This is a genomic window from Veillonella parvula (assembly GCF_945949885.1).
Lineage (GTDB): Bacteria > Bacillota > Negativicutes > Veillonellales > Veillonellaceae > Veillonella > Veillonella parvula_B.
This window is the reverse complement of the sequence record NZ_CAMFFZ010000034.1, coordinates 1-17,365: the sequence shown is the minus strand read 5'-3', so window position 1 is coordinate 17,365 and position 17,365 is coordinate 1. Positions and strand designations below refer to the sequence as shown.

The following is a 17,365-nucleotide window of genomic DNA, read 5'->3' as shown; positions in this document are numbered from 1 at the left end:
CACAAGGTTCACTATGGATTTTTTATCTGTTCAATTTCATTCTACAATTAAGCAATTTTATTTACTTTAGATCTAACTATATTCAGTTTATATCAAGTTTCGTTCTACCAAGAATTGATGTGCTACATCAGCTGGTAATTGATGTTCCGTTTCAACGGCATAATTCATCTTTGCCATCTCTTGATCTGTAATCGTATGATTTAAACTTTCTAATACAGGCCGCAGTTCAGGATGAGCAATCAACACCTGATACGTACAACAAAAGGCCTAACATCGATATAGATGGAATTGTATATAGAAAATTAACCACTACCATAACTGGCGCAGCTAGCCGTTTATATTCGTATATAAACACACCCAATAATCCACCGATGATGATCGCAATAACAGAAGCTAATACTGAAATTTCTATATGCTCCCATAACAACTGGAGGAAAAAATCATAGCGATTGATAAGTAATGATATGACATCATGCATTACATACACCGCCTTTCTAAGTTAAGAAATAAAAAACTATATAGGTATACTACAGCTAACCAAATTCAAAAAATCTTTATCAAGCTATATTTACCCATAATACCATTGTATACCTAATTATTCCTTAACTCTAGTCTATTTACTATACACAACAACCACAGTCATTATATTTACATATCATACATATTTAACTCTTTAATATATCTGAAAGGAATAACTATCCCTTGTACAGATAGGATTTGTAATTGCTCACTAATCATATCTACAGCTCCTATAAGTTCCGTATATTTTCGTTTGTTGTAGTAAACGATTCGTACCCACTCCCCACAACGTACAGATTGTAAAACTGTATTTAACTCATCTATTTGATCCTCTGATAGCTCTGCCCTCTCTTCTTTTGGCTTTGCTACAGCGGCTAATAACGCTTCAAATCCCCTCAATGCCGCAAAGGGCATAAATTGTTTTGCTCGCTGTAACCGAGACATGCGATGTTTCATTAATTTATACCTCCCCTTACGCGACTAATGTATTTCCAATGTATCCATTATAATATCTATTCCCCATTATGACCGCCTACCAAGGTATTTCTAAAGCGCATGGTTCCTTCCTCTTGTAAGCTCGATGCACGCAAAATAGAATTCTTACCAAACTGTTCCTTAATGGATAGCATAGCCTCTTGTACCTGTCGTTCTTTTTCCTCTTCATTTGTAGTAAGAGTGCTAAATAGGTCCACCTCTTGAGGTATAGCGGATCGATTGACTAAATCCTCAAAACTGATTCCTATGCGACGAATGAGCTCATTTTTACGGCAATGCTGCTCGTATAATTTAATAACTGTCGCCGTTAACACCTGCAAAGAGTCAGTGTACTGCTTAAGCTTTTTAGAACCTCCTGTAGAGCGCATCATTTCATCAGCATAGCCGATATGGACATGAATGTGATTCGTGACCTCTTTGATTTGTAAAAGCTCTAATACCAAGGACTCTACCATTTCGCGCATAGGCACGTATGCTGCTTCATAGGTATAATTACGCAACAAAATCTGACTGTGCGAGATAGAGTGCTTAATAGGTCGATACGCATGGATATCCGCAATCGTACAAGGCTCACGGCCCCAAGCATGGTCAATGATGAGCTCTGCATTAATGCCAAACTCCTTGTACAACTTCGCCTCTGGAATCATAGTAATACCATGTAAGTCATAAGCACCATACTTATGCAAACGATTAGCTATGCCCTTACCAATCTGCCATATATCGGTCAAGGGCTGATGATACCAGATTGTCTCTTTAAAAAGGCTTTCATCAAGATAGCCTATAAAATCAGACGCATGTTTCGCCAAAATATCAAGGGCAATCTTAGCAAGAAACAAATTTGTTCCGATTCCAACGGTGGCATAAATCTTCGTTGCCGCTAGCACCGCATCAAGCAACATCTGCGCCAACTGACGAGGCGTCTTTTTATATAGTGGCAAATAGGGCGTGATATCGATGAAATACTCGTCGATAGAGTACACATGCACATCTTCGGGCGCCACATACTTGAGCAAGGTTCCATAAATCTCAGCAGATACCTGCATATACCGCTTCATATGTGGCTTCACCGTCAAATACTCAATATGCGGTGGAATCTGAAAGAGACGACTGCGGTTTTTAACACCTAATTTTTTTAAGGCTGGCGAAATAGCCAACGTAATAGCCCCCTTGCCACGAGAACCATCGGCCACCACCAGAGGCGTCATAAACGGATCCAGTCCCAAATCGGCGCATTCTACAGACGCGTAAAAACACTTCAAATCAATACACATATACAGCCGAGCCGTATCAGCCGAGCCCATACAAACACCTCCCTAAACCACTAAAAAACTGGCTTTTACAAAAATTAAGAACGCAAAAATTTGTATGATTAGTATAACAAAAAAACAAAGTGTTTTCAAACATATGTTTGCACTTATAAGAGTAATTTTATAGAAAAATAAAAAACACCTAACACTAGATATATAATCTAATGTTAGATGCCTATATGTTTAACACACTATTAAATATAGCTAATTTATTCCTATCAAAACAAACTTAATAGCTCTACCCATCACAATCTCCTCTCCCAACAATACAACGAAAACTATCTAGTGCCACTATATTGATGGGACACCTTCATAACTACAGTGATAAAAAGAAAGGACTATACTTATGCAGCGACATCAGGTCACGAGGAGCAAAGAAGTATAGTCCTTTCTTTTTAATTAAAATGTAGCTATGTCACGGGGCCCCATCAATATAGGGCACCCCACGATAGTTTTCATTATTGTTCCGGCCCTAGGTCTCGGAATTCTACGTCTCTAAATTGTGTTAATTCTCCAACGAATTGAAGTTCTACGGTACCGACGGAGCCATTACGGTGTTTACGAATAAGGACTTCTGCATTGTCCCCTTTTTCGGAGTTTTCATCGTAATATTTATCGCGGTACAAGAAAATAACGATATCCGCATCTTGCTCGAGGGAACCAGATTCACGAAGGTCCGAAAGTACAGGCCGTTTATCTGGTCTACTTTCAACACTACGAGATAACTGAGACAAAGCGATAACTGGTACATTAAATTCACGAGCAATCAGTTTAAGATTACGAGAGATTTCGGACACCTCTTGTTGACGATTTTCACTGCCCTTACCAGCATTTCGACCTTGCATCAACTGAATATAATCGACGATAACGAGATCGAGGCCATGTTCCACCTTAAGTCGGCGCAATTTAGAGCGCATATCTTGTACGGTAAGACCCGGCGTATCATCGATAAAGAGCTTGGATTTACTCATGCGGTCCGCTGCGGCAATAACCTTTTCCCAGTCAGCAGGATCCATGTTCGCACGGCGCAATTTTTCAGAGCTCACACCTGCCACGGAGGACAAAATACGACCAACGAGCTGTTCCTTCCCCATCTCCAAGGAAAAGAACGCCACCGTCTTGTCGTACAACATCGTTACGTTTTGAGCGATGTTCAAGGTGAAAGCTGTTTTCCCCATCGCAGGACGAGCCGCTACGAGGATGAGGTCAGATTTTTGTAAACCGTTGAAAATATGATCCACATCTTTAAAGCCTGTTGGCACGCCTGTAATAGCGCCATCATGCTGTTGCAGTGCATTAAGTTTATCTAGATTAGATAAAACCACGTCCCCAATGGCAGCAAAGGATGATTCAGACTGAGTTTGACCGCTTACGTCTAGCACCATTTGCTCTGCCTTATTGAGGATTGCCGTCGGCTCATCTTCGCCAGCATACGTCATGCCTACGATTTTATTCCCTGCATCGATGAGGCGGCGCAACTGAGCTTTCTCACTGATGATTTTCGCATGTTCCTCAACATTGTAGGAAACCGATTCATTCGCAAGAGATGTAATATAAGCAAGACCACCTACCGCATCGAGGCGCTTACGACGGTCTAGTTCTTCACCAACGGTGATAAAATCAGCCGTCTTATTAGCATGCACGATTTCTAAAATAGCATCGTAAATAATACGATGTGCATCGCGGTAAAAATCTTCAGATTTAAGAATACTCGTCACCGTATCTACAACGGCGCCCATATTGGATCCATTAGTTAATAAAGCCCCCAAAACGGCCTTTTCCGCATCTAGATTATGCGGTGGAATGCGTACATCCATGATAATCCCCTTCACACAACCACTATGGATAAAAGAATTCACCATACTCAAAGAGCATGGTGAATACTATTATTCGGCTACTACATTAACCTTGATAGTACTTGTAATTTCAGGATGAACACGAACTAATACGTCATGTACGCCCAATGTTTTCAATGGTTCTTTAATTTCGATTTTCTTTTTATCGATATCTACTTTGTATTGAGCTTTAGCAGCATCGGAAATATCTTTTGCAGTAACGGAACCGAATACGCGACCTTCTTCACCCATGCGAACTTTTACAGTTACTTCAACCTTAGTCAATTGAGCCGCCAAGATTTTAGCTTCGTCATTCGCTACAACCTTGTGGTGAGCAATGGATTCTTGTTTTTGTTTCGCATTGTTTACATTAGTCGTTGTACCTTCAAGACCAAGACCTTTTTTGATCAATACATTACGACCATATGCATCGCTAACTTCAACGATTTCGCCTTTTTTACCAACTTTTTTAACGTCTTCTAACAATACTACTTTCATTGTTGTTCCTCCTCTTGTTCTGCGGAATGAAGCGCCTCAAGAGCATGCTCCAAGATAGCCTGCTTCGCTTCCTCTACAGTCATACCTTGTAATTGAGCACCCGCCACAGTTCTGTGACCGCCACCACCCAAGGCTTCCATTACAACTTGTACGTTTACCTTGCCTTTGGATCGAGCGCTGACGCCGATACCACCCTCATTCAAGGAATATAGTACAAAGGCTGCTTCAATATCTTCATTACTGATGAGCATATCCGCACTTTGTGCAGCCAACGCCATCATATCCTTCAAACCTTCAGGAGCTACGGAAATAGCAATCCCTTCAGTACGACTTGCTTCAAATACCATTTTAGCACGCAATTGGATAGAATCGAAGGTTTCAATAAATAATTGTTTAACTCGTTCGATATCTGCCCCTGCACGACGCAAGAATGCTGCCGCCTCAAAGGTACGCGCACCAGTTTGTTGAACAAAGTTCTTCGTATCTAATACGATACCTGCATAAATGCCTGTAGCTTCCGCTTTTGAAAGTTTCACAGGAACACCTGCATATTGTACAAGCTCTGTTACGAGTTCAGATGTGGACGATGCGGTTGGTTCCAAATAGGTAAGCAATGGATTTTCTACAAAGTCCGCTGCACGACGGTGATGGTCGATAACGATGCGTCGTTCAGAAATTTCAAGCGCCTCTTGAGCCGCTACCATTTCTTGACGGTGCGTATCACACACGACAGTGAGCGTATTCGCATCTACCCATACTCTTGCAGCTTCTGCAGTAATAATATTCTCTTGCCAGAACTCTGACTCGTTAAGAACATTCACCATTTTATCGATGGCGCTAGCTTCTTTTGAAAGCGCAATGCGCACGTCTTTACCAAGTGCTCGAGCAATGGCGGCTACACCGATAATGCCACCTAAGGCATCATAGTCTTCGCGCTGATGCCCCATGATAAGGATCTTATCAGAATCAATCATAAGCTCATGTATCGCTTGAGATACAACACGAGCACGAACGCGCGTATTCTTCTCAACGCCTGCCGTATTACCGCCAAAGAAGCGCGTACTTTCACCATCCATAATACACACTTGGTCACCACCGCGACCTAATGCAATATCTAAGGCTGCACGAGCACGGCTAGATACATCTTTCACAGAGCCTACATTTTCACTAATACCAATGGAAATCGTAGCTGGTACTTGACGAGGAGATGGTAATTTACGGATTCGTTCGAGCACTTTAAAACCATCTTCCTCCATCTCATGAAGCGCACCACGAGAAATGGCAAAGGTATACATATCATCTTGGAAGTTACGAATAAAACCTTCGTAGCGGTCAATTTCATCCATGATGATATTATTTATATCTGTCCAAATACTAGTATACTCACGATCACTAAGACCTTTTGTCAATTCTTCGAGATTATCAATCTGAATCATGCCCCATACAGGCTGGCCCTCTTCCGCTTTAATACGGGCTTTTTCTAAGTCTGTAATGTCCTTGAAGTACAATGCCATCACTGCATGTTCCGCAAGTTCATCTTCACTATCAATATCTGATCGCGTATCCCGAGGATCGATAAATTTATAAATAATTTGGAAGTATCGATTTTCATATTTTTCCGTCATATATCCGGACTTACCCCAGATTTTATCGATACGGAAACCAGGTAACAACGCAGACATTTTTTGGAGCTTATTCCAGTCTACCTTAACCCAGTCAGCGAAAACACTATTATTCCACACCAAGGTGCCTTGCTTATTAACAAGAACAATCCCCATTGGCAAATTTTGTAAAGCAAAGTTAGAAGCTTGTGTGACATTTTTCATCATCGCACTAAACTGTTCTCTTGCTAAACGACGCCGGTTATGAAGGGTATTATAATTAACCAAATACGCCGCTACTACAATGATTAATGCTAAAATTGCAATAGCCCAATTTAAATAGGCCAACAATAATAGTAATAATACGAGAACGGCAACAAGGGTAATTTCTAAACCTTTCCATCTCCGTTGAAAGGATTTCATAACGGCCTCCTTTCTATTACTATTGACGCGCTTTGTAACGTGTCCGTAAATCTAAAAACATATCTATAACACCAAATATCGCTAGTGCTTGTCCAAAGAAGAAGGCATACACACCAAGCAATATCCACTTCAATTTATTACTCATGCGATAACTACTCATTAAGTCTGCTAAAGCTGCAAAGCCATGAACAGAACACATAGAGCTACCGAGAAGTAATACATTAGTACTAATGGCTGTGACCCATGAAGAGTCCATATTAATATGTGGAGCACCATATATACCAATAATGCCTAACGCATATAAACCGGCACTCCAGATAGGCATTCTCCACTCTTCAATCGGTAAAAATCGAGATATGGAGATATGTAACCGCTTGCCTAACCATATAGATATCTGAATAGTTATATAACTATATGATACTGCAGCTATAGCTACAGCTACAAAAAACGCATCCTTCAAACCGGTAGCTAACTTATCTACATTTTTCACAAATAAATCCGCTTGTTCCTGTGTAATATTAGAATTCGTTTGTAATGCTTGGTCAGCAATCATACGAGCTTGCTCTGTCATCTGTATATCTATCATTGATAGGTCAATACCAGATATATACGCTTGTGCAATGAAAGTTACTAATACAGCAATAAACATGGCAATACTAGGAAGTAGTAACCGTTTAATCGTTCCCAACGAAAGACGATTGCCTTCTCCAACCCCTACGCCTACAACAGCAAATAACCCTACGGCCAATCCATTCCATGGTCCGAATAACACTACTGACAAAAATGTAGTAATAACGGCTGCCGATATACTATACTTGCGGCCCCATTTTGTTCCAATTATTCCAATCGTTGCAGGCGTAACAAAAAATGCTAAAAAAGCGAAACCAGGCACATATACACTGATAGCACCTAGCATAACACCTATAGCACTAACAAATGCAGTTTCCACCATCGCTCTTGTATTTGTTTTATTCATAAATCACCATTCTTACATAAGAAGATATATTGATTGGTATCTTTTAATTATAACAGTTTAAAAGGGTAACTTCAAATACCCCATATAGTAGATAATTGCGATAGTAGTGCTATTTATAGTGCTGATAGCACACACAGACAACGTAAAATAGGGAGCTACCTAAAGTAGCTCCTCATCTCATATTACCATATGTAGTTGGCGCATCATTTCAAATACATTCACATATGAAACATCAAAATACTCACATATATCCGGTATTTTGACTTTTGTAGACCTTGGTCCCGCTAGAACTTCGTGGGTTACAACTACACCTCTGTGGACACTCGCATAAGCTATAAGCCAAGGATCCGCTTTAGCCAAAAAACGATGTTTTTCAGCATCCTTATATTGTTGATTTAACATCACATATTCAGCTATATCTGCATATGTATTTTGTATCTCAACATCATTTGTCGCTTCGGTAAATCGCAAATAATGAGTGTCAAACCAAATAGATAACTCATCATTACCACTCATAATTTCATTTTTAATGTGATCAATAGTTAAAATATTACCTCTGCTGTGAGATATCAACTCATTCCAGAATGATGGAACAATATCAAACCCATAATATCGGTTCTTTGCATCTATAAAAGTATTACTATCAAGGACATACATAGTTTTCTCTCCTAAAAACTATATTCATTCACATATTTTGTAAAAGTACTACCACGTAAGCCTAACAACTCATACGCATCTCGATATGCCAGTTCGCCTGCTCGAGCGGCTTTGACAACAGTACGACTAAAACTTTCACCCAACCGAGCATGAGCAGTGACATAAAAATTTCCACCATCTCTTGTCTCTCGTTCAGGTAAGCTTTCTAATCTCTGATTAAAACATTCCACTAGATTATGATATTGAATTCGAGTAATATATCCATGCTCTAATGCTATCCGATAGATAACATACTCACTCACCTTAAAGCGCTTAGCTATGGTTTCATAATCCTCCGAATGTTCATTCCACAAAGGAATAAATTGGGATTTCGGCACAAGAAATTCACCTGCAAAGCTGTTACAATACGGCTCAGAAGAGCTATCAGTAACGCCTTCTTCACCTAATAATATATGACAAAGCTCATGAATAATCGTAAACAGCCTACCATGATTCGAGTCAGTTCCATTGATAAAAATAATAGGTGCATAAGAATCAATTAATGTAAACCCTCTAAATTCATCAACGGATAATTTACGTCTAGTATTAGAGCCCACGATACCGTTAACAAATACAGTAACACCTATAGTCTCGATGCGTTCGCGTATATATGTAAACGGATCCGCTACACCTATTTGCCAGCCAGCCTCTATATCTAATAACGAATAAGCTTGATGCACAAGATCTCTGCTATCCATACGTTTAGAAAAGCCCCCTACATAAGGTAACGCATCTATTCCTAAATTAAGCTTTCGATATTGACTTAACCAATCTTGGCGAATCTGCATATCATAAATAGTATCTCTTAACTCAGGACTATATGGTCTGTCAGCGATTTCACCATTCAGTTTTCTAAAATCAGTAATCTCTTTATCCGATAACTGTGGAGGATTCTTTAAATAAATATATCCTAACGGTACATTGGAAAAAGTAGCTAATGCCTGTATTTGACAAATTGTCGGATGCACACGACCTGCAATCCACTCTCCATACTTTGGAAATCGCTTATAAAAAGCTTCATAACCTTTACCACTATATTTAGGCAACCAGTTTAAAATAGCCCCACTCACTGGGAACCGTCCAGACATACCATCACCTCCTTTTATCCCTTATTACTCTTCTACTAAATAATATTCGCTACCAATTGTAAAACTCCTACTTTGATTACATTAATTTTACAATCATATACCAATGAAAAACAAGCAGTTGTTAAATAATTACTTTAACAACTGCTTGTCTTAATTATATCTATACGTCTTGAATAATCGGCAAGATCATAGGGCGACGACGAGTTTTATCATAGAAGAATTTACCCAATGCATCGCGCACGTTTTGTTTAATTGTTGTCCAATCTTTGATGCGTTGCATTTCACAATCATCAAGGACTTGTTCTACGCGGCGTTCTGCAGCAAGCATGAGTTCTTCTGCATCACGAACGTATACGAAGCCACGAGATACGAGGTCTGGACCAGCTACGATAGTACCGGAAGCTTTGTCCATCGCCATAACGACGATAACCATACCTTCTTGTGCCAATTGTTGACGGTCACGGATAACGATATTACCTACGTCACCAACACCAAGGCCATCAACGAAGATAGCGCCAGCTTGTACGCGGCCACCTTTGCGACCACCATCTTTATCGAATTCAAAGATTTGACCATTATCACCGATAAGGACTTTCTTAGGATCTACGCCCATGGCCACACCAAGTTCACCATGACGACGTAACATACGGTACTCACCATGAACTGGGATAAAGTATTCTGGACGAACAAGGTTAAGCATTGTTTTAAGCTCTTCTTGGCTCGCATGACCAGATACGTGGATACCACGGTCTTTACCGTATACCACATTACAACCTAAACGAAGCAAGTTATCGATAGTTCTACCTACAGCACCTTCGTTGCCTGGAATTGGTGTAGCAGAAATGATAACCGTATCATTCGGTGCCAATTCTACAGTGCGATGGTTGCTTGTTGCCATACGGGACAAGCCTGCCATCGGTTCACCTTGAGAACCAGTCGTTAAGATCATGATTTGGTCATCTGTGTAGTTGTGCATTACATCAACGTCGATGATTGTATTTGGTGGAATATTCAAGTATCCACGCTCTTGGGCAATTTCTGTAACATTGACCATGCTACGGCCCATAACTACAACCTTACGGTTGAACATAACCGCCGCATCAATAGCTTGTTGGATACGGGATACGTTGGATGCAAATGTTGCCAAAACAACGCGGCCTTTTGCTTCTCCAACAGCTTGTTTAATCGCAGGGCCTACGGAACTTTCAGAGCCGGTAGTACCTGGTTTTTCTACATTTGTAGAGTCCGACAAGAGCGCTAATACGCCTTTATTACCTAACTCAGCAAATTTGTGCATATCCATCAAACGGCCATCAACAGGAGTTTGGTCAATTTTAAAGTCCCCTGTATGAAGAATTGTTCCGATTGGTGTATTAAAGTATACAGCGCAGGAGTCAGGAATGGAGTGATTTGTTTGGATGAAACCAACAGTCACTTGACCAATTTGAACTTCATCGCCGGCAGCAATCGTATGAAGACATTTTGGAGATACCTTATGTTCTTTAAACTTGCCTTCGATTAATCCACAAACGAGGTTTGTTGCGTATACTGGGCAACTAATTTCTTTCATAAGGTACGCCAAAGAACCAATATGGTCTTCGTGACCATGAGTAATTACGACAGCTTTCACGCGATCCTTATTCTCGATGATATAGCTCATATCAGGAATAACAATGTCTACGCCAAGCATATCTTCACTAGGGAACGCAAGACCAGAGTCAAGAACGATAATTTCGTCCTCGTATTGGAATATAGTCATATTTTTGCCGATTTCACCAAGACCACCTAGTGGGATGATTTGGAATTTGCCCTTGTTGATGCCATTTGGCGTACGACCGACTAATTCTACTTGTTCCTCTTGATTATTCCAACCCGTAGAACGGTTATTTGGGCGGTTATTATTGCGGTTCTGACCATTTTGGCCAATGCGACCATTATTAGTACGCGCATTACGTGTATTTTCACCACGCGGTGCACGAGCTTGGCGAGTTTTGCGTTCTTGACCTTCACCTTGTTCCGCATTGCGGCGTGTATTTGTACGGCGAGTCGTATTAGTACGACCACTATTCGCACTTGTACGAGTATTTGTAGACCGGCGTTGGCGTGTTGCACCTTCACCAGCTGTTTGTTGGCGCGTACGACCTTCGCCAGCAGGGCGGCGTGTATTTGTACGGCGACGCGTTTGTTTTTGCTCGCCTTCAGTCGCAGCTGTAAGAGTAGCGTCTTTTGCTACTGTCGGTTCTGCTTTCACTTGCGCAGTAACCTGATTATCTGTTGTATTCACAGTTCCTCCTAAAATTTTGTTCATTAATTTATTTAACATAATTTTTCTCACCTATCACTTGAATTGATCTATGCCACGAGGAAATGTCACACAAAGAAAAAGGCGCTATTATACTAGCGTCTCGTCAAATGGGCGCAAAAATGCGCTATCAAATTTTGCCGTTCCTAGTTTGTGTGCCATTTGCCGCAGCAAATGAGTATAGTGCACTATCAGATGCTTCAACCGCAAGAGACCTCTGTTTTTATCTCAATCCGATACGCAGTGCAATATAGTCCGATCTGTTTTGATGAAAGCCTCACTTTCATACGTTGTGCTCATTATAACATAAAAACAACATAAACAAAAGAGTTCTACGCTTGATTCATTAAAAGTAACATAAAATTTTACTACTACTTAAAAGGGCGGCTCAAATTGAACCGCCCCAAAGCATTTCATTATTTATCATCTGGCATACTTTTATAAAACCCTTCAATATGCCATTCGCCATTTTCTTCGACGAGAGATATGTAGCGTGTCATGTGCGCAGCCTCAACCGCGCCATCTCCGGGTTTAGTGACTTGCAGATCCGCTTCGTAAATGATGCGTTTCATGACATTTATACGACTGATACGACTCGTGCCTAAGGACCCGACAACCACCTTCGGCGCCGACATCATAGACTCCATCCATTTCTGCTTTTCTACGGGATTCGTCTTAGCCTGATCGGTAACATAGGTGAAAGCCTTATCATAGTCCTTTTCATTGACGGCGTCAAAATAACCATGAACAACATCCCGTGCAGCTTCATCACTGCCTTGACCGACGATGATATTCGTAAACCATCCGCCCGGATCCAGTTCATTTTCCGGTCCCATATAACGAGACGAAACGCTGCATACGCAGATAGCACTCACCAGCAATGTAACGAGAATTCGAGTAGTGAAAGCGCTGCTCGTAGGCGATACTTTCATAATAGAGGCCAACCGTTTGTCGATAGTGATGTTCCTCAACGCCTCACCATATTGATTAGCCTTCGGTTCGCCTTTCTTACACAGTAGAACAAATAGAATAATCGGTCCGATGAAAGGAATTAAGATTAAAAACAGATGGCCACTGCTTTTACCGGTATCATGAAGGCGACGGATGCATAGAGAGCCCAACGGAATCAGCGAGACAAGACCGATGATTGTCAGTAACATCCATGCCAACAGGATTAAATAAATACCCGTATGAAGCACCACCGTAAGCCCATAAGAAAGGGCCAGAATTCCAGCGATAACTAAAATCCACATCAAAAAGAACCGCAAAAATTCCCCTCTGGACGCACGGCCATCTGAATTCATAAATTTGCGACCCATCACATGGAGAAATGTATCCTTGTAACTCAACTGATAATGCGCCAACGGATAGATAATATCCCCTTCCGGTGCGATTCTCTCAACCTCCACCGCAGTCGTATACTGCCCGCAATGCGGACAGAACATGGCAGCCTCGTCACAATACTGACGGCAGGATGCACAATATCGTTTCATATGTAATACCTTCTATCTCAAAACTCTCTCTACAGCTTTGGCAAAACCTTCACGGTATAAATTAGCCCCACCGTTAGCCGGATGTCTAAGTCCGACGGCTGAAAGGCCGAATCGCCCCATCGTGTCCGCCGATTTTTGACCGACAGCGAGCATGAGCGGCTTCGATCCACCTAATTCGGTGTGCAATGCCAACAGTCTTTTCGTATATTCCCAACCCAGCTGCTGCTCCGACTCGGTCGGCGTCCGATTAGTGAGCGGTTCGCCCGCCTTATGAGGGTGAAAGGGGAATATATTCCACAGCAACGCATCGTACGGATCAATTTCCTGTTCGATGATAGCACTCCATACTACCGTATCCGTAGGCTCGTTGAACCCCTGTTCCTGTTGGGTCCGTTTCAGCATAGGACTCACAGGAGAGCTGGTCCTTTGTAATGTAACAGGCGTTATCTGATGCGCCCGAATCGTTTTATGCTTATCCAACAACATGCGTTCACAGGTAATGGCAATGCCCGAAAAGCGCCCTCCTTGATATCCGACAGCCTCCGCCACCACAAAGATTTTGGAGCGTCCCAACCGCGGCAGCAAATACGCCATCAAATTGCTACGACGCACCTGCGCCGCATCAAAATCAGGCCGAACAATTTCGAGGTCAGGACTCACCTCACCCCATGGATTGTGAACAAGCTCGCCCCTATATTGACCGAGCCAGTCTATAAACTGCTGTACTTTTGCAATCTGATTCGTATCAAACGAGGTCATATATTCATCAAAAGACAGCGTTTTCTCTTCCTCTGATGTAAATAAGGACATAGGCTCTCCCCCAATTTATACTACCGCCCCATATAATTAATAATGCTGTATATCATGATTATCAATCCTTTATATACTGTATTTATACACTAAAGCCCATAATAATACAATCCATATATTACGATATCCAATCATAATATGTGATAATATATCTGATAATCACGCACTACATAAAATGTATGCCGTTACTATATTATAATAGCATCCATTTCTGAAAGTTTGATGCGAAATTAATATTCAAAATATCCACATGCAACAAAATATAAAAAACTGTAATTTCAAAGCGACTTTAGATTCTCTACCATCAAAACGACAGGCCTCATTTAACAACCTTGATGGTAATGAACGATCCTACTATCTTTGAAACTACAGTTTTTGTTGGACTTCTGTTGCTACTAATATATGCAATATCACATTTATATATAAAACTCGATTTTGTCTTCTTTGGCGAGTTGGAATTGTTCAAATATGTGATTTCGAATATTGACGAAGGACGCCGAGGTCCGGTCCGTCCTATCGATAAGATTGACGGGGATAATGGTTTGCACCCGTCCCGGATTAGCGGCGAGCACTACGACGCGATCCGCAAGGACCACCGCCTCTTCTATGTCATGCGTAACGAATACGACCGTTTTACCCTCTTCACGGCAGATGCGGGAGATTTCATCCTGTAAATTGATACGTGTCAACGCATCGAGGGCCCCCAGCGGCTCGTCCATGAAGATAATATCCGGATCGACCGCCAGAGCCCGCGCAATGGATACACGCTGTTGCATACCGCCGGACAACTCCGCCGGATAGCGGTTCCGAGCATGATCGAGCCCCACCATTTTCACGTATTTATCGATGATAGCAGGTCGCTCTGCCTTAGATACGTTCTTGCTTTCAAGGCCCAGTTCAATATTACTTTCCACCGTTCGCCACGGTAACAGTCCGTAATTCTGAAAAACCGTTACATACCGCAATTGGGGTGCTTTCACCTCTGCGCCATCAATGGTAATAGAACCCGAGGTAACGAGCTCAAAGCCTGCCATAGCATTTAAAAGCGTACTTTTACCGGACCCGGAAGGACCTAAGAGACAAATAAATTCACCTTGTTCAATGTCCAGATTAATATTCTCAAGGATGGTGAGCGGTTCTCCATCTTTCATAAATTCCTTGTGTGCATTGCGCACCGAAATGTAACCCATACGTCCACCTCCTATTTCTCAATGCCCCAACGTCTATAAATCCATTTTTCGATGAGGGACACGCCCCAATCAAGTAAAAGTCCCACAAAGCCAATCGTCAGAATCGCCACCATCAAAAGGTCGTTGCGCAAATTGTTCCGCATATCGATGATGAGGAAGCCAAGACCCGTCTGGGAACCTACCATTTCCCCCGTCACCAGGAATATCCACGCCGTACCGAGCGCGATGTGAAGTCCTGATGCAATACCAGGAAACACGGCGGGCAATACAATTTTAAATAACAACTCCGGCTGCTTGATACCAAAATTTCGAGCCACCTTGATGTATACGGGATCGATATTTTGAATCGCGGATACCGTGGACAATAGAACCGGAAAAAACGCCGCGATAAAGATGATAACGATGGCAGGCGCTTGACCGATACCGAAGAACAGTACGATAAACGGCAACCATGCCACCGGTGAAATGGGGCGAATCACCTGAACGATGGGATTAATATAGTTCCAAATACCCTTATACCAGCCTAAAATGAGGCCTAAGAACACGCCGGCTACGACGGAAATGATATAGCCTATAAAAAAACGCACCAAACTGTCCGCAATATCCTTAAATAATACGCCGTCCCCGATGAGTTCTCCGAACCCGAGCAGCACCTTGTACGGCGTCGGCAACAAAGCTTCGTTAAATCCGCCGAGGCGGACAACCAACTCCCAAATCAGCCAGACCGCGATGAACGCGCCCGGCACATATGTGTATTTCTTCATGGTATCCCCCCCTATGGCAACAGCGATGTATCTACAAACTCCGAATAACTCGGCACCTTTTTAATCAAATCGACATGGGTCATGTGATGCACGAGCGCCTTATAACGCTCCTCGGTGAGGGCCAAATCTCCAAACCCAATCACCTGCAAGGAACGCTCGATAACAGGATCCTTAAATTTCATATATTTCAAGGCAATCTCCTTTTGCGCCTCCGGATGCTCATCTAAATATTTACCTGCATCGAGATAGGCTTTTGTGAAAGCCTTCGCCAAGTCATGGTGTTCATCGACGAATTGACCGTTGAATACGAGGGCGCAGCAGATATTGTCATGCCACAAGTGATCAGGGTCTTCAAAGACCTTTCCCTTACCCATTTCTATGGCGAGAGAACCGAAAGGCTCCGCCACGCTATATCCTGCGATTTGACCGACCGACAGTGCGGACGGCATTTCAGGAGGGCTCATCTCCACTATCTGTACGTCCTTCTCGCTAAGACCTGCCCGTTCAAGCATGAGGTCTACGAGAATCTTTTGAGTTGATTGCTTATGAGGGATGGCAAAGAATTTGCCTTTTAAATCCTGTACAGAGTTAATATCGTTATTTACAACGATATTATTGCCTTCCGTATGGCCTAATGCCGCTGCGCGCACATCAATTCCCTGTTCACGAGCCTTTACACCGAGCTCAACGAGAACGGCTGCAGCATCTACTTTACCGGTGTTGAGCGCATCCATGAGTTCCGGCCAGGAACCGTATTTAACAAGCTCTACATGGACAGGACCATCTGCTGTCTCCAATTCCTTCGTAGCAAATACGGGCAGCGCATGAGTAATCGGTAAATACGCAACACGTACAGCTTTTAATTCTTGGGCGCTCTTCGGTTTACTGTATTCATGATAACCATACGCCAACCCACTTACTACCAACAGCACGATAGCAGTGATTAGATACCAAGTTTTTTTCATAGTGTCCCCTCTTTCTACCTCACAACAAGGGGCGTTTATGACTCATGTCACTTTTTCGCATTTTTCTAAACCTTAGATGAAATAAGGCTTTAGAACACCTCGTCTTTTAAACTTAATATAACCTACTATATCAATATGTATTAATTATGTCAATAAACCATATTAATATTGTGGGTATTATTATTTATGTACGAAAAATATCAATATGACAGAATCATATTCTCTTTAAACAAGCATTTAACTAAGACTGACAAACATAACAAAAAGCAGGTAGTATCCGTTGAATACTACCTGCTTTTAATGTTTATTAAGTTTTCACAATTATTTGAATAGAGTCTTTTTATTTAAGGCTATGTCACAACAAACAGTTGATAAATAGCCATTTTTATAGGGGAGTATCAGA

The 17,365-nt window shown here is 41.9% G+C and carries 16 protein-coding genes; all 16 read right to left on the bottom strand.

Going from position 1 to position 17,365, the window contains the following annotated elements; translation table 11 throughout:
- Positions 1-87: 87 nt before the first annotated feature.
- Positions 88-246 carry a glycine betaine ABC transporter substrate-binding protein gene (locus tag Q7O55_RS08735; protein ID WP_303929798.1) on the bottom strand — a complete coding sequence of 53 codons (159 nt, stop codon included), beginning with the start codon at positions 244-246 and terminating at the stop codon, positions 88-90.
- Positions 227-478: a hypothetical protein gene (locus Q7O55_RS08730; RefSeq protein ID WP_303929797.1), complete on the bottom strand. Its 252-nt coding sequence runs from the start codon at positions 476-478 to the stop codon at positions 227-229. The genes Q7O55_RS08735 and Q7O55_RS08730 overlap by 20 nt, the downstream gene beginning before the upstream one ends.
- A 170-nt stretch (positions 479-648) precedes the next feature.
- Complete coding sequence (locus Q7O55_RS08725; RefSeq protein ID WP_303929795.1) at positions 649-975, bottom strand: YolD-like family protein; 327 nt, start codon at positions 973-975, stop codon at positions 649-651.
- A gap of 56 nt (positions 976-1,031) precedes the next feature.
- Entirely contained in the window at positions 1,032-2,315 is a 1,284-nt protein-coding gene (locus Q7O55_RS08720) for a DNA repair protein (RefSeq protein ID WP_303929794.1), read from the bottom strand.
- A 464-nt stretch (positions 2,316-2,779) separates the two neighbouring features.
- On the bottom strand, positions 2,780-4,138 hold the full coding sequence (gene dnaB, locus Q7O55_RS08715) for a replicative DNA helicase (protein WP_303929799.1): 1,359 nt from the start codon (positions 4,136-4,138) through the stop codon (positions 2,780-2,782).
- Positions 4,139-4,207: 69 nt separating this feature from the next.
- Positions 4,208-4,654 carry a 50S ribosomal protein L9 gene (gene rplI / locus Q7O55_RS08710; protein ID WP_060919130.1) on the bottom strand — a complete coding sequence of 149 codons (447 nt, stop codon included), beginning with the start codon at positions 4,652-4,654 and terminating at the stop codon, positions 4,208-4,210.
- Complete coding sequence (locus tag Q7O55_RS08705) at positions 4,651-6,678, bottom strand: DHH family phosphoesterase (protein WP_303929792.1); 2,028 nt, start codon at positions 6,676-6,678, stop codon at positions 4,651-4,653. Before Q7O55_RS08705 ends, rplI begins: the two co-directional genes overlap by 4 nt.
- Positions 6,679-6,697: 19 nt before the next feature.
- A complete protein-coding gene (locus Q7O55_RS08700; protein ID WP_303929791.1) occupies positions 6,698-7,654 on the bottom strand; it encodes a DUF2232 domain-containing protein in 957 nt (318 codons plus the stop codon).
- Between the two features lie 177 nt (positions 7,655-7,831).
- Entirely contained in the window at positions 7,832-8,311 is a 480-nt protein-coding gene (locus Q7O55_RS08695) for a DUF4411 family protein (RefSeq protein WP_303929790.1), read from the bottom strand.
- 11 nt (positions 8,312-8,322) lie between these two features.
- Complete coding sequence (locus Q7O55_RS08690) at positions 8,323-9,438, bottom strand: ImmA/IrrE family metallo-endopeptidase (protein ID WP_303929789.1); 1,116 nt, start codon at positions 9,436-9,438, stop codon at positions 8,323-8,325.
- A gap of 160 nt (positions 9,439-9,598) precedes the next feature.
- Positions 9,599-11,761, bottom strand: a complete 2,163-nt coding sequence (locus Q7O55_RS08685) for a ribonuclease J (protein ID WP_369691721.1) — start codon at positions 11,759-11,761, stop codon at positions 9,599-9,601.
- Between the two features lie 395 nt (positions 11,762-12,156).
- A complete protein-coding gene (locus Q7O55_RS08680; protein WP_303929785.1) occupies positions 12,157-13,233 on the bottom strand; it encodes a DUF805 domain-containing protein in 1,077 nt (358 codons plus the stop codon).
- A 12-nt stretch (positions 13,234-13,245) separates the two neighbouring features.
- Positions 13,246-14,043, bottom strand: coding sequence for a uracil-DNA glycosylase (locus Q7O55_RS08675; RefSeq protein ID WP_303929784.1), 798 nt, complete (start codon positions 14,041-14,043; stop codon positions 13,246-13,248).
- Positions 14,044-14,459: 416 nt separating this feature from the next.
- Positions 14,460-15,233: an ABC transporter ATP-binding protein gene (locus Q7O55_RS08670; protein ID WP_303929783.1), complete on the bottom strand. Its 774-nt coding sequence runs from the start codon at positions 15,231-15,233 to the stop codon at positions 14,460-14,462.
- Between the two features lie 11 nt (positions 15,234-15,244).
- Positions 15,245-15,997, bottom strand: a complete 753-nt coding sequence (locus Q7O55_RS08665; protein WP_095066573.1) for an ABC transporter permease — start codon at positions 15,995-15,997, stop codon at positions 15,245-15,247.
- An 11-nt stretch (positions 15,998-16,008) separates the two neighbouring features.
- The gene (locus tag Q7O55_RS08660) at positions 16,009-16,962 is read right to left on the bottom strand and encodes an ABC transporter substrate-binding protein (protein ID WP_303929781.1); all 954 of its coding nucleotides are present in this window, start codon (positions 16,960-16,962) and stop codon (positions 16,009-16,011) included.
- Positions 16,963-17,365: the final 403 nt, after the last annotated feature.